This window comes from Pseudoalteromonas sp. SG41-1 (genome assembly GCF_014164575.1).
GTDB lineage: Bacteria > Pseudomonadota > Gammaproteobacteria > Enterobacterales > Alteromonadaceae > Pseudoalteromonas > Pseudoalteromonas rhizosphaerae.
In genome coordinates this window covers 62,292-80,247 of the sequence record NZ_JACJFL010000011.1, presented here as the reverse complement: position 1 = coordinate 80,247, position 17,956 = coordinate 62,292, and the positions used below count along the sequence as shown (strand labels likewise).

The window sequence follows — 17,956 nt, the reverse complement described above, 5'->3', positions numbered from 1 at the left end:
ATAAATAAAAGTGAAAATGATTAAAACAGCAGTTTTTGTAAAATGTGCATGTGTCATTGGTTTGTCTACATTAGCAGTTACTAGTGCGGTTGTGAGCGCAAAGAATGTTAGTGATAGTATTGTGGCCGAGCAACGTGAAGCACTTGATAAAAACACTCAGGGTAAAGGTTTTGGGCCACAATCACCTCGCGATATAGACCAAAATTATGGTACTAACTTACGTAGCTTTGGGATGGCGCCAAGCCGTAGTGAGCTTAATTTATGCAACATTCATTTTCATAAAAATGCGGAGCATAAAGGCGGGGAGTTTACCACTTATGCTGGCAATGGAGATGGCAAAGGTCATCATACAGGTTACCTTTCTGAGCGCAAATTATCAGCTGCTCAATTACAGCCTGTAAAAAGTAAAATTTGTGCGGCAAAAGGTGAGTCGTTAAAGGTGGGTGATACTCTAGAAGTACACTTTGTTTATTCATCAGCACAAGTTACACCTGGCCCGACATTGGGGGCTTGTTTAGCTCAAAGCACAATGAATCCAGCTCTTAGAGTTGAAGGACAAGTAATCGTGCTAGCCAATGACAAAGATGCTATTAATTTTGCACAGCTTGCAAATGTTGAGCAAGTTAATGGTTATTACCAAGCACCTAATATTCCTACTAATACCGGCATCCCTATTGAGTATTTAGGTTCAACAACGGGCCCTGCATATAATGAAAAAGCATCGCCATTACAAGTTAGTTGGAGTGTTAGACCACACGTTGCCGTAGTCGATATCAACAGTGTTGGTAAGTGGTGTGATGAGAATGTATTTAACGAAGATCATGCCCATGGGGTGCGTAATTTAGTGCAAAACCCTAAGTTGTTATCACCTATTTCTCAGTGATTTAATCCTGTATTTAAAGTGCGAGTAGTCAACTCGCACTATTTTAGATTCATCCTATAACCATTTCCGCGCAACGTTTGAATAGTTAAATTAGGCTCTGTTTCTATTTTTTTTCTTAATCGGCTGACATACACGTCAATAATATTAGTATTGGGTTCGCTGTAAGTTTGCCATACACGACTAAGTATCCGCTCACGAGACAGCACCTTGTCTTGATTTTCTACAAAGTACAGCAGTAACTCAAATTCAATTTTTGTCAGTGCTAATTCTTCACCATTTAGTAATGCAATACGTTGCTGAATGAGTAATGCTAATGAGCCAATATTAAGCGTTGTTTGGTCTTGCTGTTGCGGTGCCGTCATACGGCGTTTTAATGCTAATACACGGGCTAATAGTTCGTCAAAATCAAAAGGTTTGCATAGATAATCATCCGCTCCCATTTCCAATCCTTTGACGCGTTCAGGGACTTCGTCTAAGGCAGTTAGCATTAGCACCATAGGTGGGTTGGGAAGGGCTTTGACCGCTTCCAATATTGATAAACTATCTTGTGAACCAAATAATCTATCGAGTATCACTATTTGCGGTGAGTTTTTTTTAATAAACGGCAGGACTTCATGTAATTCATTGATGCTTGTACATTCATAGCCTTCACTGCGTAATCCCCGTGATAGAAAGTTTAACAGTGGTAGTTCGTCATCTGCGAGAAGAATATTCATCATTTGTGTCCTACCGGTAAAGAGATTGAAAATATAGATCCTTGCCCTTGGGTTGAGGTAACGCTAATACTGCCGTCATGAGCTTCGATAATGGCTTTTGCAATTGGCAACCCAAGCCCAAGCCCTTCACTGTGTTTACTAAAGCGCACAAAGCGCTCAAAAATATTATCGACTTCAGCTGCAGAGATCCCTTCGCCATAATCTTTTATAGCAATAGTGATCAATAAATCTGTTCTATGTAGGCTAATATCAATAGGTTGATCTGACTTTGAATATTTGATCGCGTTATCGCATAAAATAGCCAGTACTTGCTGGATCCGTCGTATATCTATGGTGACCAGTTGCTCATTTAGTTCTGTGCTGGCTTCGAAGGTTATAGCACGACTTGGATTGAGCTTTTGCCATTTAGCAACTTCTGATGCGATCAACGGCATGATTTTGGTCGGTATAACTTCGAGATTTATTTGATTCATCTCTGCCCGTGTTAATAGTAATAAATCATCAACTAAGCGGCTTAGGCTTACAGCTTGCTCAAGTATTGATGTGAGGGTTTGATTAAAGTCATCAACCGATACCGATTGCATTCTTAGTGTAACTTGCGCTTCACCTCTGATAATCGTCAGTGGTGTGCGCAGTTCATGTGATACATCAGCGATAAACTGGCGGCGCCGAGAGTCAGTTTTTGTGAGCAGCAGGTTGGCTTCAGTGAGCTCACTGGTGCGCTGTTTTACTTCAAGTTCTAATTGTTTTCTTGATTTTATTGCGTTTTTTTCGTGTTCTTGCAGGCGCAGTGCAAGCTGGTTTATCGATGTTGCAAGCTCTTCAAACTCATCATCTAGTTTTACTGAGATTGGCTTTTGATAGTGTCCTAACGCAATCGAGTTAGTTGCATTAGCGATTAATATCAGTGGTTGATAAAGTTGATTAAACAGCCAATAGCAGCCATATAATATTAGCGGAATTGAGAGGGCACCTAGGCCAATCGCAAACCATAAAATAGTGGTATTAAGCATCTCAATTTTTGCATTGATCGCCGCCACAACACGTGCCTGACGCGCTACTGCCGAGTTGATTGCCTCTCTAAATTGATCGTCTATGGTTACTTCAAGTAATCGTTTTAGCTGTGCTTGCTGATTTAAAGGCGCTTTGTTATCACTGCTTACTACGGCTCTAAATTCAACAGTTATTTCATCAATGAGCCTTACAAGTTCATCGGTGTCTTCAACGCTGCCTTTAGTGAAGGATAGGCCTAATGCATTGCGTTGCTCAATCTCCAGTTTTTTGATTTGGTTAATTGATTGCTGGATCAGGTTTTGTTTTTTTCGTACATAGGCTTGGTTGGCATTTTGACCAAAAATGATTTCATCGGTTAGCTGTTTAAAAAGTCGGTAAGAGATACTCGATAGCTTTTCATGCTCAACTAATAATGACTGAGCAATATTACTTTGTAGCAGGTTTTCGCGAGTTAAATGAGCGGAAATTGCGGTGCTCAGTAGTGCCAAAAATAAAATAAAAGCAGTTGTCAGGCCAAAATAAAAAAGTTTGCGCTTATACATAGTGGTTTACTGATTTGGGACGTTTGATAAGGGTACATGGAAGGTTTTTGCTACGCAATAGACTCGTAACTAAGTACCGAGTCTAAAGCTTACGTAGATGACGATAGCTGCTAAATAAAGCTAAATAAAAGCAGGTAAATAGAGGCTGTTACCTGCTTTTATTATATCGAAAATGAATCGCTATTTTTTTAGTTCTGCGGTTTCGTCTTGCGTTTGAAAGTCTTTAAACAGGTCACCCTGCGGATCATCGGTATCAAAGACTGCATTGTTTTCTTCATATTCATCATCAATTTCATCGACCACCAACATTTGCTCGTGGGCAGTCGTTTCTTCTATTCGTGGATCCATGGTCGCAGCCAGAGGCGAGTTGGTAACGTCTGATGTGCCTACAACGTAATCACTCGACTCCGGTTGTTCTACTTTTTGTTTCGAATTAATGTAAGTGAGTAATAAGTACATTATCACCGTTAATAATGCGATGGAGGCATAAAGGGCTTGGTGACCAAAATAGGTCATAACTTGTGCATTGGCAGTTGAACCAAGTGCTGCACCGGCTCCAAAAACAACTAATAACGCAGATGACACGCCAACGCGCTCTTCATCTTCAACGCGTGAATTAGCTAAGGCTGAGGATAATGGATATAAAGTAAAGGCGAACAACCCAAACATAAAAGTGAGTGCAAAGGCGAGTGTTTGCGTAATAGGTAGCAAAAATAAAGCCAAGCTAACTACACCAATCGCAACCGCATTGGTGCGGATCAACACGCTACGACGTATTTTATCCGACAATATCCCCATTGGCCATTGCGCGATCAGACCTGCAAAAATAGTGGCAGACATAAAAATGGCAATTTCTGACGAATTAAACCCAGATGACTTGGCAAATGTTGGTGCAAGGCCGTAAAAGCTGCCATTTATAATACCCGCAAAGTGAACAGCTGTAAGTGATTGCGGTACTTTTTTAAAGTAGTCAAACAGACTGACTTGAATTGGTTTTAATGGCTTGGGGTGAATCCTACGAGTGATTGAAATAGGAATAATGCCAATTGCCAGCGCCATGCACACTAAAAATAGTGGTGCATAGCCAAGCTCTGGGAATTCGGCTAATGCAAATTGACCTAAAATCATACCCAGATAAGAGGTGATCATATAAAACGAAAACACTCGCCCGCGAGACTCTGGTGCAGCTTGTTCGTTGAGCCAGCTTTCGAGCACCATGTAATTACACATCATACCAAGGCCTACAAATAGCCGCAGGGCTAACCATAAATAAATATTATCGCTAACGCCATGTGCTGCAACGCACGCTAAAACAGCGGCGGTACTGGCTGCAAAGGTTCTAATATGGCCGACCGATTTAATAAGGTGATAACCAAGCTTTGAGCCAAGCAACAAACCCATGTAATAACACGAGGTCATTAACCCAATCCAAAAGGTCGAGATGCCATTTTTCCCTAAATAGAGGGCTAAATAGGTGGTGAGTAAACCGGTGCCAATAATTAAAAATAGATTAGCAAAATATAGTGACGGAAATGATTTCATTTAAATGCAAATAATAAGCTTTGACCAATAGATACTAGAATAACTAGGGATGTTTTCCAAGTAGTTTAAAGTCTTCATTGGTATGCTTTAGCAATGCATTTATTAACTTTATATCGTAATAACTCCACAAATAGACAAAATCATTATTAGCCATTACCATTGTTATAAATTTACTTACGCACGCTAATTTATGTCTTTACCTTCCTGTCCTAAATGCCAATCTGACTTTGTATACCAAGATCAAACCTTGTTGATCTGCCCTGAGTGCGCTTATGAGTGGGATCCAGATGCGATACTGTTAAATGATGTGATTAGCGTAAAAGATGCCAATGGCACGCTTTTGTGCGAAGGCGATAAAGTGACTGTAGTAAAAGATTTAAAAATCAAAGGTAGCTCACAAGTGATAAAAATTGGCAGTAAAGCGGTTATACGCTGGATAAAAGATGCTAAAGATCATCAGCTCGATTGTAAGGTCGATGGCGTAGGCGAAATGATAGTGACTGCTAAATTTGTTAAAAAAGCCTGAACAGGTTTTGCACTGAGTGATTTACGAAAAAACGTGGTTTGTATAAAGTCCTTACTAAATTAGGGGAAGCAAGGACTATCGCCTTAGTTGCTTGCAACAATCATAATTACATACGCATGTTTATAACTGTTCTGCAGTACCCTCATTTGGATGTGTTGTAAATAAATTCACTTGTGCACTTGGTTGGCTGACGCTGTTTTTTTGTAAGGCAATATAGAGATCTGAATGCACGTAGATGCCGTCTTTACCGGATGTCATACCAGCAATTTCAAACCATGATAGTAATTGCCGCTTTCTGCCAGCTAGTTCTAATCGAATACCACGTTTTTTAAATATCACGTCTAAATCGGCGAGCATGGCCATGACACTTAAATCTAAATGGGTGAAGCAGGGGACTGCGTCGATAATAACGCATTGCGTGTCGTCTTTTTGCCGCGCATATTGTTCTAGCAAACGCCGTTTAAAGTAACCGGCATTAAAGTAAGTTAAAGGAGAATTAAAACGATAAATAAAGACTCCTTGTACTGACTTTGCTTTATCTGTGGCATCGAGGCTCCTAACAACGCCCTTAATATCAACACCTAATATATTGTCGGTAGGGCGCATTACGGTGCGAATAAACTGGAATAACCCCAATAGTACAGCGAGAGTGATGCCTGGTATTACGCCAATAAATAACACTGCGAATAAGGTGGCTAGCGCAAGGTAAAATGCTTGTTTGTCTTTACGCTTTAATAGCCAAATGGCTTTTAAGTCTAATAAATGGATTGAAGCAATAATAAGCACAACACCTAATGCTGCACTGGGAATAAATTCTAGGGGAGCGGTTAAAAATAGGGCGATAACAGCAATAATTCCCGCTGCGATAATCGACACTAATTGCGTTTTACCACCGGAATCATCGTTAACAGCTGTACGAGAGTCTGCACCACTGACAGCAAAACCTTGTGATAAAGCAGATCCAATGTTCGCAATACCTAACGCTCTAAACTCTTTGTCAGCATCTATGTCGTAACCATTTTTAGCTGCAAAACTGCGAGCGGTTAGCATCATACTGACAAAGCTAACTATTGCTAAGTTAAGTGCAGGCACGACAAGTTCACGAATAATACCAATATCATAAATAGGGGTGTTAAACACTGGAAGGCCACCGGTTACAGTGCCAATTGTGTTGATATCAAACTGCTTTAAATTAAAAACCCACACTAATAGGGCACCAAATGCGATAGCAAACATAGATGCTGGCCAAGTCGGTTTTAGTCGCTTCATGGCAAAAAAAACACCGAGGGTAAACAGGGCCATTAATAGAGTAGGGATGTGGGTTTGTGATAAATAAGTAGGCACACCTCCTAATCGTTCAAGTAAATATCTGTCATCGAAGGTAAAACCGAATACTTTAGAAAATTGGCTGACAATAATCGTAATTGCAACACCGTTTAATAAGCCCATTAAAATAGGCTTAGATAAGAAGTCTGCTAATACCCCTAATTTAAATCGGCTAGCAATAAAGCACCAAAAGCCGGTCATCGCGGTCATAGTTACAACGAGTTGCCAGTGTTTAACACTGTCTCCAGCTGCAAGTGGTGTCACCACCGCAGCAATAACCGCACATGTTGCAGCATCGGGTCCGACAATCAATTGTTTGGAAGTACCAAACAAGGCATATAAAATCATGGGTAATATGCATGAATATAGCCCAACAGCGGCGTTAACCCCGGTAAGTTGTGCATACGCGATAGCAACAGGTAGAGCAACGGCGGCAACGGATAATGCAGCCCTCACATCATCAGCAAACCACTTTCGTTCATAATGAAGTAAAGTGTTTAAACCCGGCATAAAATCATACAAACGCGACAGCACTAAAGTTTCCTTATTTAATCGTAAGCACACTTGGATAGTAAATTTAATATATTAACAAGTATAGCTCAGGGGTGAGGATTTTTTTAATAAATAGCAGATACTTAGGCTTAGGACTGCTTTTGATTGAGTGTTAAGTCTGATGAAAAAGTTTAAGGTTGAGCGATATTAGCTGGTTGGTGTTATCACATTGCTAATATCATACTAGATGGTGAATAAGATAAAACCAGCGCAATGGCTTTATCTTAGAGTGTGTAAATGCCTATTGGAAACTTTTAACGTGCAGAGTATTGGTGAGCCTTTAATACTTCAAGAGAGACTACTTGTAACGATTTTTCATGGGTGGCCTCAAGTATAACCGGCGGAGCTACGTTTTCAGCAACCGCATGGTGCCAGCGCACGGCACATAAACACCATTTATCACCAGCCTTTAGGCCTGCAAAATCGTACATTGGATTAGGCGTTATCAAGTCATTGCCTTGTGCTTTTGAAAACTGTAAGAATTCTTCAGTCATGATGGCACATACACTGTGGTTACCAAAATCAGATGCAGGGACATAGCAAAACCCTTCTCGAGTGTAGCCTGTATTCCCGCAGCACAAATGCAAGCGCGTACCTAATACATTTAATTGATTGCTCATAAAACTACCTTGTTATAATTTGTATTGTTTTACATTCAGTCTGCTTCAGACTATGTGAAAACGTGGTGGATGAAAAGCTTATATTGATAGATAGCATGGAGATCACAAATAACATAGCCATTAAAAATATTAAACGTCAGTTCATCAAACTAATGGCGAGGCCAAAATCAGTTCAATATTCATTTATAGTTGCTTGCTGTGTAATTATTGTGCAATTGTGTTTTAGTTGGCTTGCAATTTTTACGTTTACTGTACTAGTGAAAATTTATTATGGTAACTTGCAGCTATTATACGTTTGTCTTATATCCAGAATCTATATATATGTGAATATGGTATTTGAATAGCTTCTGATTTCAAATAAACACTTAATTGTAATTGGCAGTATAATTACAGTTTTTATAAGCTCTCGATGTATCAATACCATGGAGCTTTACATTGTTACACGTGAGGAAAAATGAGTAATCTAAGTCTGAAAAACAAGCTGTTGCTATTAGCTATTTTGCCGCTCACGCTGCTTTTAATTAGTTTAATGGCCAGCTCATATTATTTAGAGTATCAAAATCAGCAGCAAAATTTTGTATCGTTTAAAACAAAATTAATTGCTGACAAAGAAAGTTTATTAGCAACTGAGGTTGAGATAGGCCGCCAAATAATTAATTACGAACTAGCCAAGGGGACTAAAGAAGATGCAAAAAATGCATTGCGAGATCTCACTTTTGGCAAAGATGGTTACTTTTTTATCTATGATACAAAAGGCGTTAGTATTTTCCATGCTCTATTGGGTGATGCAATTGAAGGGCAAAATAAAATAGCCATGACCGATCCCAATGGTAAAAAAATAATTGTTGGATTACTTGAGCAAGCAAGACAAGGTGGCGGTGCTTTTTATTATGATTTTCAAAAGCCTAATACAACGGGGTTAGTTGAAAAAATGGGTTATGCAGCGATGGTTCCTGGTACAGATTGGATGCTAGGAACGGGCGCTTATATGGATGATATTGAAGCTGAGCTAACAAAGTACCAAGCAACAATACAAGCTCATATGAATGAAAAAGTAACGACCCTGTTATTAATTGCATTATTTTGGGTGATGTTGACGGTGTTTTTTGCCTTAATTGCGGCAAACAATATGGTAAAGCCTATCCAAAATATGGTGCAAAACTTAGATGATATAGCAAAAGGCGAAGGTGATCTGACTAAGCGCTTAGAAGTGCATAGTAATGATGAAATTGGTCAATTGGGTAATTCATTTAATGTGTTTGTTAGTAAACTACATAGCATTATCACCAATGTGGCAGATGTAACTCGTGATGTAAAAGATTCATCAAATGATATCAATACACAAACACAGTTAATTGAAAATCAGTTAGTAAACCATAATCATGAAACTGAGCTGGTAGCAACGGCGATCACCGAAATGTCAGCAACATCTCAGGAAGTCGCGCAAAATACCACACAAGTGGCGGTATCAACTCAGTCAGCCACGCAAGATGTTGCCAATGCTCAAAAATGTGTAGATGTTTCTTTAGAAGAAGTTTCAAATTTAATGAGTGAGATTAATCAAGCTGCTGAACAGGTTAATTCATTAAGTGAACAATCTAAAAAAATTAACAGTGTATTAAGTGTTATCGGTGGCATTGCTGAGCAAACTAACTTATTGGCCCTTAATGCGGCTATTGAAGCTGCAAGGGCTGGCGAGCAAGGCCGTGGTTTTGCGGTTGTCGCTGATGAAGTGAGAAGTTTAGCCAGTCGTACACAAGAGAGCACGTTAGAGATTAATGAAATGCTTAATGAGTTACATACGCTAGTCACAGCAGCGGTAAAAGCAATGTTGGCAAGCCAGCAAAGCTGTAATCGCTCAGTTGAGTCATCTCGCGCAATTTCTGAAAGTTTAGGAGCGGTAACCAGCTCGGTTACCACAATTAACGATATGAGCACGCAAATAGCTACAGCTGCCACAGAGCAAAGTAGTGTAACTGAGGAAATTAACCGTAACGTTTTTGCGATTCAAGAAATCGTTAATGAGCTAACACGTTCAATTAAAACAACCTCATCAGTTAGTCATCACTTAGCTGGTCGAGGGGAGAGTTTAGGCAATTTAGTAGGTCAGTTTAAGATCTAATATAAACAAAAAGTGGCGATATTATTGTTGATCAGTAATAAATAAAGATCAGGCTTTAAATAGCCCGATCTTTGACTTTAAATATAAATTAGTCAGTTTAAACTGAACACAAAACCGCTAGATTAGCTGCTGAGTTTGCCCGTTGACGACTCTAAGTGTGCACGCACAAACCATTGAAACTGTTCTAAATCGGCAAGTTGGCTAATTAGCATATCCTCAGATACCGGATCGAGCTCTGATAGCTTGCCAATCGCACTTCGGTGATCGCCATTAATCCCATTATATACTTTATCAAGCGCAACTAAGTGATCTTTTACCAAGCCCTTACCAATTGAGTAATCTTGCCATGAACGACGATCAACTATCGATTTTGGAGTACCAACTGGAACTCCGCCCAACGTAGCGATTCGCTCGGCGATGGTGTCGGTCATTGCTCTGATCACTTCAACCTGAGGGTCGAGCATTTCATGCACGCCAATAAAATTTGGGCCAACTACATTCCAATGAATATGTTTTAGAGTCAATTGTAAATCGATCAGTGCGACCATGCGGTTATCAAGTGTAGCAATGGTATTTTTTGCAGATTCTTCATTCATACCTGGGGCAGTAAATTCAGCGATTTTGTTTGTTTCGTTATTGTTACTCATTATTCCTCCTGATTTATAAGGAATGTTCACAGCGTCTAATAAAGTCTATGAACATGCGTTAGTTTATATAAAGCAATGGTTGTGCCGATAAAAATTGTTTTTTAAGTTGCTGATATTTAATGTTTTGTATTTTTTTCAAAGGAGGGGGATGAAAGCTTTCTTTGATATGCCATGAAAAATATGCACTTTTTTGTAAAATCTGCAAAACAAAAGGTGCTGTTACGTGTTAGCGAATTGCTTACTATTAATAATAACTGAGATGCAGGAGTGTATTGTCATTGTTGATTAATCATCACTTACATATACTCAACTCATCTTGTTATTAAAGGAGAAGTGCATGTTGAGATTTTTTTCTATCGAGCAGGGGGTGATCAAAGAGTTAGAGCCTTCATCCGATACCTCTCTTGAAGTATCAATCAGAAATGCACACTGGATTGACACAATCAACCCAACGGAAGATGAGCGAAATACGCTCGCAAAAACGCTCAATATAACTTTTCCTGAGTCAGGGGATGTGCAAGAGATTGAAGCTTCATCGCGATGTTTTATCGACAATGAAGGCTTGCATGTGCATGCATTGTTTATGTCGCCCAATGAAGGACGTTTTAATACGGTAACAGTTGCCTGTTTACTACAGGATAACTGTTTGCTGACCATTCGCGATGACGAGCTGGCTGACTTTCGATTGTTACGCTTAAGAGCACGTAAAGGTCAAGTAATGTGTGATACGCCAAAACAGTTATTGGTTACATTATTCGATCAAAAAGTCGAAAACCATGCTGATATGCTCGAGGATATGCATCATCAGTTAGAGAAGCTCAGTGCATATGTACTAGAAGAAGATGACTCTGATCTAGAAGAAGCGGTTAGTCGTATCGCGCGTTTAGAGGATGCGAATGGGAAAGTGCGTTTGTGTTTAATGGATACGCGGCGCAATATTTCGTTTTTAATACGTCGTTTAGGTGTACAAAATGAGGATCGTGAATCACTACGAGAAATTGTACTTGATATAGATACGCTAATGTCTCACTGTACCTTTTTGTTTGATAAGGTGAACTTTTTGATGGATTCAACACAAGGTTTTATTAACATTGAACAAAATCAAATTATCAAAACCTTCTCTATTGCTTCGGTGGTTTTTTTACCACCTACCGTAGTAGCCAGTGTATATGGGATGAACTTTAATATAATGCCTGAGCTGCAATGGGAATGGGGTTACCCATTTGCAATTGGCATTATGTTGCTATCGGGCTTTGCCCCTTATTTATTTTTTAAACACAAAGGCTGGCTGTAGTGTGTGCCAATGACTACTTGGCATACACTATTATACGAGTTTATATTCATTTTATACGGATAGCGGTCTTATTATCACCTTGCATTAAGATAATAAAGCGGCCGCTAGGCGCACAAAGTCGGACGAGGTAAGTATACCCACGAGTTTATTTTTTTCAGTGGTCACAGGCATGCAACCATGGCGGTTATCAACAAAAAACCGAGCAACATCTTGCAGTGGTTGGGTTGCTAGTACAGTGGCAAAATCGGTTGCCATAATAGTGTGTATTTTCGTTTGTTTTTCCTTTCGTTCAAGTGCGCTAGGACTGTAATTAGCCATAATATTCATCACTTGGGCAATCATGATTTTTTGTGTCAACATACCCACTAGTTCGCCATTGTTATCAATTACCGGAATATGGCGGATATTTTTTTCCTTCATTAGATTATGTGCGTCGTGTAGGGTGTTTTCTGCACTTACGGCAAATGGATCTGATGTCATTAAATCTGCAACTGTTTGGCTCATTTTGGCTCCCGTGAAATCACTAACTAGAACTTTGGTTAAAAGGTTTACTAAAATAGCTACTGGAGATAGATGGATTATCCAGAGCTCATATTATTAATCATTCTAGCCTTATTTTTTCTTATTGCACTTTATCAAGATTAAGGCTTTGGTTTTTTGTATAGGAATAGTTTTTAGCTTGGTCATCAGCTGGTTTAGATTTATAGCCACTGGAGATATATTTACTCTCCGAAGCTCAGATTATTTATCTTTATGCGAAAAATTATCCCTTAGTGTACCAACCCAGTTTGAAAATTTATGTATCGCCGAGTTGCCTTTGCCCAGTAGCTCATGCATTTCTGCTTCAAAATGGGTTTGTTCTTTACTACTTGGCTCTGGTAATGGCGGTAAAATATGAGCAAAGTAGGTTTTATCAAGCAGGCGGTGTAATAACCGCTCGCCAATAAAGGGCTTGCCGCTGTTGAGCGCTCTAGCTCCTTTAATTAGGTTACGAATATCATATTGGGTTGGGCTAATGTCGGGCACTTGTTTAGGGATATTAAGTAACTTATATACCCCAATACGTGCTGTACGAATAGAGGCTTCCATCGTGAATATAATATCGTTGTGGGTTTCAACAAATTGACCAATCAAACCTAAGTTTGTACAACCTTCAGGAACTGAGGTGGGTCTGTCACCAGCTGCACGAGTCATAAATTGAGCTGTGATATAAGGCATTAGCGCTGTACGTATCTTGGTATTGGCAATGATTTCATCAAGCTGCTGTTCAATGCCCAAATGGTAGCAAAGCTCCGTAATTATTTCTTCACCGCTACATTGTGGCATTGTTTTAACGATACGATTACCTTGTTTGTCCATTAATAAACCATAGACCCAAAGTACTAACGTATCATCGGGTTGATCTGGAAAATGAGGTTGGCGGTTACACGTTACACTCAATAGCCAGTTAGAGTCTGTAAAAGTAATAATGCCGCCAGTTACCGTGCGACCAGAGTAAGGATCGTTTACTGATAATGTCTTTAGCTTATCTATAAGTGGGGATGGCTTGCAAGTCAGTGTGGCTGACTCCCACATAGACTTATCAATATCGCCATAAAATTTTTCGGGTTTACCAAAAACAGCTGATTTCTTCGCGAGGTTTTTCCATAAATTCCACCCGCTATTTTCGCCGGGATCATGTTTTTCACAGTTCAGTTCGGGTACATTTTGCATGTCGCCATAAGCTGTATGCTCTGTCATTGAACCCGTTAGTGCATAAACTAAATCGTCTGAAGCAACGTTAATATGCTGTGCTTCACCTTTTACAGTGGCATGGATCCCCGTTACGGTTTTTTTATTACCAGTAAATGTTATATCCAGATCGTTTACACGGCTTGCAAATTGAAAATTTACGCCTTTGTCTCGTAATAAATTAGCAAGCGGTTTAATAAAGGTATCGTATTGATTATATTTAGGAAAAAGTAAAACAGACATGTCGGCAAAGCCATCAATAGAATCAAGAAAGCGATGCAAATACAGTTTAGTTTCTAACAAGCTATGACAATTTTTAAAGGCAAACATAGTACGAAATAAAAACCAAAAATTGCTTTGTAAAAAACCTTTGCTGAAATAGTCTTCAATGCTGAGATCGTCAAGCTCTTCTTTGCGCTTGAGCATTAAACGGATCAGCTCCCATTGCTGGGCTTTATTCAGGCCAAAGTCACTTGCATCGAGTATCTCACCGCATTTATTTATTAAACGGGCTTGTGAGTAATTAGCGTCGTTATCATTAATTAAACGGTACTCATCAAGCACAGAATAGCCTTCGGGCAGTTCAACAGCGGGAACGTCTTGAAACAGATCCCACAAGGTGTCGTAATTCCAGTTCATTTCACGGCCACCACGAATAATATAGCCGTCATCAGGGTTACCCGCGCCATCCATTGAACCGCCTTCAATATCCATTTCTTCCAAAATGGTAATATTTTCAGCGCTCATATGGCCATCACGAATAAGATAAAATGCCGCTGCTAGGCCACCAATACCTCCACCAATGATCCAAGCATTACGTTTTTCTATACCGGGTGTAGGCAGCGTTTTATGACGTGCATAAGGAGCAATAAAATCATGAGGGGGCAAGGTATTAAGTGGTTTATTGCTCCAAAAATCAGCCGTTGCGTCAGCTTCATGTTGGAAATTACTTGCTGCGGTTGCAGAAATATTAAACTTCGCTATTGCTTTATTCGTCATTAGCCATCCCTTTTCATGAATATAGATAAGTGTCAGTACTGTTTGCAAGTCTCTCCATAATTGCACGAGGCAAGCATAGTCATGTTGCAGTAGATCAAAGTTTTAGTTCGCGAGGGGTTTATAAGTTAGCTGCTGGAAATTGATTTGTTATCCGAAATTGAGGTTAACAATGGCAACTTAACCAAGTTGCCATTGTTAAGGCGTTTATTTGTTTTATTACTCACAGCATACTAAAAAGTACCGAGGCGACTAACAATACAGCCATAAAAATATTGAATGCTCGTAGGCGCTTGCGATCTTTTAGCCATACTTGTAGCCTTTGTCCGACTAACGTCCATGAGCAGACACAGGGTAAATTAACTATACCGAAAATAAGGCCTACAAGTACCACTGCGCCAATTCCTTTGGATGGGGCATAAACACTTACTGCACTTAATGCCATAGTCCAGGCTTTCGGGTTAACCCATTGAAATAAAGATGCTTGTACAAAAGAAAAAGGTCTAGTATCGCTATTTTTAGCACCGATAGGAGTTTTATTACTGACAATTTTATAAGCAAGATAAAGCAAATAAGCAATGCAAAGCACTTTTAATAGCTGGTAACTCCATGGCACAAAGTCAAATAATTGCATGACACCTAAACCAACCAATACGAGCATGATCACAAAGCCAATTGTTACGCCGAGTAAATGTGGCAATGAACGTTTAAAACCAAAGTTAGCGCCTGAGTTCATTAACATCAGGTTGTTAGGACCTGGGGTGATGGAAGATACAAGTGCAAATAATGCTAATGCTGATACCAATTCAATATTCATTTATAGTTGCTCAGTTGATAATTATTGTGCAATTATATTTTGTATGGCTCGCAATTTTTGCGCTTATTAATCTATTAAAAATTTACTTTAGCAACTTAATATGAAAAAAGATCGAATTAACGGCAGGATATTGCAAGAGTTAAAGCGCAGTGGTCGAATTGCCAACGCTGAACTTGCTGATTTGGTTGGTTTATCCCCATCAGCATGCTTGCGCCGTGTACAAGAGTTAGAAAAAGCAGGTGTGATCAAAGGCTACCGAGCAGTTATTAATAATCAAGCGTTTGGACTTGGTTTTGTCGCGTATGTGGGGGTGGGTTTAAATGAACACTCTACGAAATCACAACGAGCTTTTGAACAAGCACTTGAGTTTATTGATGAAGTTAAAGAGTGCCATAATGTCACAGGAGCATTTGAATATTTACTTAGAGTAGAAACCGCTGATATTAAGTCTTATAAAGCATTCCATGCTGATGTTTTAGGATCAATCCCACAGGTACGAACTATCACTTCGCATGTAGTGATGGACTCACCAAAAGATGAGCGGGCGTAAATGCTAGCGCTAACAGTGCGATGCCACTTTTAATTTTATGCTGAGTCCTTGCTTGGTGGTTTATGTCACTTTATATACCCAACAAGTAGCAGTAAGCAGGCTACTTGTTGGGTTTGATATGCGCTCAATATTGAGGTTAAAGCACGTTTAATTAAAAGTAACTATCATCGCTGATACGCAATGCCATACAATCGCTGTGGCCGTTTATAATCATGCTTTTATCAACGCGTACGCCAGCACCGGCGTATTTACCTGCTGCGGTAAAACTACATATTTGCACAAAGTAATCAGCTACTTTAGGAAGGGCAAATAACTGCTGGTATATTTGCTCTTGAGAGGCAAAATGACCCGTTGTTTTTTCTATTACGTGTTGTTGTTCATCAACGAGTTGAATATTTGCACCGCATCGACCAACAATCGGTTTAACGACATAGCCTGTTTGCAATAGTTCATCATTTAAATCAAATGCAGTATTGAGTAAAAACGGATGATTTGGAAATAAACTCCACAGTACTGGCAAAATTGCTTTATTACTGGGTATTAATGTCCACAGCGGCTCAAAAACCATCACATTTTTACGAAGTAATACATCGACCAAACGTGGGGTTTTACCAGATTGCCAGTGCGGCTCAAAATCATCGCTTTGGGATTGATCAGCCTCACACTCTAGTCTTATTTGATCAAGAGCGGTTTCCCATGACCATGTTTTCCAAACGTAACTGAGTTTTTCGCCATCAGCGTCAACAATATTACCCGCTGCGTCCCAGTGTAAATCAGTCAAACCAATGATTACTTTGCACTCAAAACCAGCGGCTTCAATAGCTTCTTTCATAAACAATGCATGGTAATGTTCTTCTGGCTCATCATCTTGCAATATATGGACAAGGCCGTTTACTTCACTTTTTCGCCATGCCCTTACTAAATCTTTAAATAAATCATGGCCGGCATCAATACCCGTTTTAACACCAAAGTGTTTGGCCCATTTACCTTGTACTTTGCCACTTTCCATATAGCACGATGCTGAATCGCAGTTGTATTCATAGACTTTCAAGCCTGCGGGAGTTAATGCAAAATCAAATCGACTGGTGATCAGTTGATTTAAGCGATTATCCCATGATTGGCGAATCTTATTGAGCACCGCATCGGGTAAATTAAACTTTTTTAATAGCTCAGGATGCTGCAGTACATAGTCTGTTGCATGCATAAACAAGCCATGTAATTCATTGGTAGCATGTTCAATAGTTTGTTGAGCGGTTTTTGAAATTGTAAAATAATGATGTTGATCAGCATTAACTGAAGTCAATTTATGCCCTTGCATCATTTCTACGTAGGCTGCTTCATCGTCATTGGCAATGTTAAGCCATGACTTAGTGGCTTGCCCATAATCAGTTGCATATTGGGCTTTTATGGCAAACAGATCAGTGTTTATTTCAGGCGTAGGTTCACTAAATTCGCTGTACTCAGTTTGTGTCATCCAGCCTAAAATAGTGGCGTCACTGTAAGAGCACTCAATCCAGTAGTCACCTTCTTTTGTGACTTTCGCTTTGAGTTCGCGACACCACTGTTGATCTTGCGGCCATAGCTGATGGGCCACGTTTTGTTCAGCAAGACGAATTTTATCCTGATGTACTTCAACCACCACCGCAACATGGCCAGTTTCTTCAAATTCACCGCCTTCTTCCCAAATGAGTAAACTTCCTACCACTGGGTGGTGTTTTGCACCATTACGAAATGCTTGTAAAGGCAACCTGGTTTGATTGTTTATGTCACGCACTGAGCGTAGCTCAAAAATATCGTAAGCCATTGCAACATCATCAAAAATATAGCCATGATTGAGATACATCCAGCGTCGCGCAAATTCAACACATTGCCATTTATAGCCCATGTAAATACCATCGAGGTAACTACGATAGGCGCTACGGTTAGGATAAATTGTTTCGTCAGCTGTATCGTAATCAGACGAATAAACAGCAACATTACCAGGCGCATAACCTAATAATTCACCAAACTGACTGACAGGAACGCGGGATTTAATAGACAAAGTAATTCAAAATTAAGGAGTGATAATTTGCAGACTA

The 17,956-nt window shown here is 39.6% G+C and carries 15 protein-coding genes; 5 read left to right on the top strand and 10 right to left on the bottom strand.

Translation table 11 applies throughout. The features are described from left to right. Positions 1-16 precede the first annotated feature (16 nt). A complete protein-coding gene (locus tag H5203_RS09245) occupies positions 17-883 on the top strand; it encodes a delta-class carbonic anhydrase (RefSeq protein ID WP_182731124.1) in 867 nt (288 codons plus the stop codon). A gap of 38 nt (positions 884-921) precedes the next feature. Here the strand turns inward: H5203_RS09245 and H5203_RS09240 are convergent, their stop codons facing one another. From H5203_RS09240 to H5203_RS09230, 3 genes are all read right to left on the bottom strand, one after another. Further along, positions 922-1,599, bottom strand: a complete 678-nt coding sequence (locus H5203_RS09240) for a response regulator transcription factor (protein ID WP_145241907.1) — start codon at positions 1,597-1,599, stop codon at positions 922-924. Then, entirely contained in the window at positions 1,599-3,155 is a 1,557-nt protein-coding gene (locus tag H5203_RS09235) for a sensor histidine kinase (protein WP_182731125.1), read from the bottom strand. Before H5203_RS09235 ends, H5203_RS09240 begins: the two co-directional genes overlap by 1 nt. 180 nt (positions 3,156-3,335) lie before the next feature. Beyond that, a complete protein-coding gene (locus tag H5203_RS09230; protein WP_145241808.1) occupies positions 3,336-4,697 on the bottom strand; it encodes an MFS transporter in 1,362 nt (453 codons plus the stop codon). A 190-nt stretch (positions 4,698-4,887) separates the two neighbouring features. On the opposite strand from H5203_RS09230, the gene H5203_RS09225 reads away from it, so the two are divergent. Next, positions 4,888-5,223 carry a zinc ribbon domain-containing protein YjdM gene (locus tag H5203_RS09225; RefSeq protein ID WP_145241806.1) on the top strand — a complete coding sequence of 112 codons (336 nt, stop codon included), beginning with the start codon at positions 4,888-4,890 and terminating at the stop codon, positions 5,221-5,223. Positions 5,224-5,343: 120 nt separating this feature from the next. Here the strand turns inward: H5203_RS09225 and H5203_RS09220 are convergent, their stop codons facing one another. Continuing rightward, positions 5,344-7,083 carry a SulP family inorganic anion transporter gene (locus tag H5203_RS09220; RefSeq protein ID WP_182757959.1) on the bottom strand — a complete coding sequence of 580 codons (1,740 nt, stop codon included), beginning with the start codon at positions 7,081-7,083 and terminating at the stop codon, positions 5,344-5,346. A 272-nt stretch (positions 7,084-7,355) separates the two neighbouring features. After that, positions 7,356-7,721: a DUF2237 family protein gene (locus H5203_RS09215; RefSeq protein WP_145241802.1), complete on the bottom strand. Its 366-nt coding sequence runs from the start codon at positions 7,719-7,721 to the stop codon at positions 7,356-7,358. A 454-nt stretch (positions 7,722-8,175) separates the two neighbouring features. On the opposite strand from H5203_RS09215, the gene H5203_RS09210 reads away from it, so the two are divergent. Then, positions 8,176-9,843 carry a methyl-accepting chemotaxis protein gene (locus tag H5203_RS09210; RefSeq protein WP_182731128.1) on the top strand — a complete coding sequence of 556 codons (1,668 nt, stop codon included), beginning with the start codon at positions 8,176-8,178 and terminating at the stop codon, positions 9,841-9,843. A 122-nt stretch (positions 9,844-9,965) separates the two neighbouring features. On the opposite strand, the gene dps is transcribed toward H5203_RS09210, so the two are convergent. Next, entirely contained in the window at positions 9,966-10,490 is a 525-nt protein-coding gene (dps, locus tag H5203_RS09205; RefSeq protein WP_145241798.1) for a DNA starvation/stationary phase protection protein Dps, read from the bottom strand. A gap of 337 nt (positions 10,491-10,827) precedes the next feature. On the opposite strand from dps, the gene corA reads away from it, so the two are divergent. Further along, a complete protein-coding gene (gene corA, locus H5203_RS09200; RefSeq protein ID WP_145241796.1) occupies positions 10,828-11,784 on the top strand; it encodes a magnesium/cobalt transporter CorA in 957 nt (318 codons plus the stop codon). 84 nt (positions 11,785-11,868) lie between these two features. Here the strand turns inward: corA and H5203_RS09195 are convergent, their stop codons facing one another. The 3 genes from H5203_RS09195 to H5203_RS09185 all read right to left on the bottom strand — a co-directional run bounded on the left by H5203_RS09195 (position 11,869) and on the right by H5203_RS09185 (position 15,328). Beyond that, positions 11,869-12,288 (bottom strand): HPP family protein, encoded by a 420-nt coding sequence (locus H5203_RS09195; protein WP_182757960.1) that lies wholly within the window; start codon positions 12,286-12,288, stop codon positions 11,869-11,871. Between the two features lie 237 nt (positions 12,289-12,525). Next, a complete protein-coding gene (locus tag H5203_RS09190; RefSeq protein WP_182819629.1) occupies positions 12,526-14,514 on the bottom strand; it encodes an oleate hydratase in 1,989 nt (662 codons plus the stop codon). 220 nt (positions 14,515-14,734) lie between these two features. Beyond that, complete coding sequence (locus H5203_RS09185; protein ID WP_182819628.1) at positions 14,735-15,328, bottom strand: LysE family translocator; 594 nt, start codon at positions 15,326-15,328, stop codon at positions 14,735-14,737. Between the two features lie 100 nt (positions 15,329-15,428). Between H5203_RS09185 and H5203_RS09180 the strand changes: the two genes are divergently transcribed. Then, positions 15,429-15,878, top strand: coding sequence for an Lrp/AsnC family transcriptional regulator (locus H5203_RS09180; protein ID WP_182819627.1), 450 nt, complete (start codon positions 15,429-15,431; stop codon positions 15,876-15,878). Between the two features lie 151 nt (positions 15,879-16,029). On the opposite strand, the gene gss is transcribed toward H5203_RS09180, so the two are convergent. Further along, a complete protein-coding gene (gene gss, locus H5203_RS09175; protein WP_145240941.1) occupies positions 16,030-17,913 on the bottom strand; it encodes a bifunctional glutathionylspermidine amidase/synthase in 1,884 nt (627 codons plus the stop codon). Positions 17,914-17,956: the final 43 nt, after the last annotated feature.

Bases quoted from the DNA above. Each gene is read 5' to 3' on its own strand.
- H5203_RS09245 (WP_182731124.1), top strand. From the start codon at position 17: ATGATTAAAACAGCAGTTTTTGTAAAATGTGCATGTGTCATTGGTTTG.
- H5203_RS09240 (WP_145241907.1), bottom strand. From the start codon at position 1,599: ATGAATATTCTTCTCGCAGATGACGAACTACCACTGTTAAACTTTCTA.
- H5203_RS09235 (WP_182731125.1), bottom strand. From the start codon at position 3,155: ATGTATAAGCGCAAACTTTTTTATTTTGGCCTGACAACTGCTTTTATT.
- H5203_RS09230 (WP_145241808.1), bottom strand. From the start codon at position 4,697: ATGAAATCATTTCCGTCACTATATTTTGCTAATCTATTTTTAATTATT.
- H5203_RS09225 (WP_145241806.1), top strand. From the start codon at position 4,888: ATGTCTTTACCTTCCTGTCCTAAATGCCAATCTGACTTTGTATACCAA.
- H5203_RS09215 (WP_145241802.1), bottom strand. From the start codon at position 7,721: ATGAGCAATCAATTAAATGTATTAGGTACGCGCTTGCATTTGTGCTGC.
- H5203_RS09210 (WP_182731128.1), top strand. From the start codon at position 8,176: ATGAGTAATCTAAGTCTGAAAAACAAGCTGTTGCTATTAGCTATTTTG.
- dps (WP_145241798.1), bottom strand. From the start codon at position 10,490: ATGAGTAACAATAACGAAACAAACAAAATCGCTGAATTTACTGCCCCA.
- corA (WP_145241796.1), top strand. From the start codon at position 10,828: ATGTTGAGATTTTTTTCTATCGAGCAGGGGGTGATCAAAGAGTTAGAG.
- H5203_RS09195 (WP_182757960.1), bottom strand. From the start codon at position 12,288: ATGAGCCAAACAGTTGCAGATTTAATGACATCAGATCCATTTGCCGTA.
- H5203_RS09190 (WP_182819629.1), bottom strand. From the start codon at position 14,514: ATGACGAATAAAGCAATAGCGAAGTTTAATATTTCTGCAACCGCAGCA.
- H5203_RS09185 (WP_182819628.1), bottom strand. From the start codon at position 15,328: ATGAATATTGAATTGGTATCAGCATTAGCATTATTTGCACTTGTATCT.
- H5203_RS09180 (WP_182819627.1), top strand. From the start codon at position 15,429: ATGAAAAAAGATCGAATTAACGGCAGGATATTGCAAGAGTTAAAGCGC.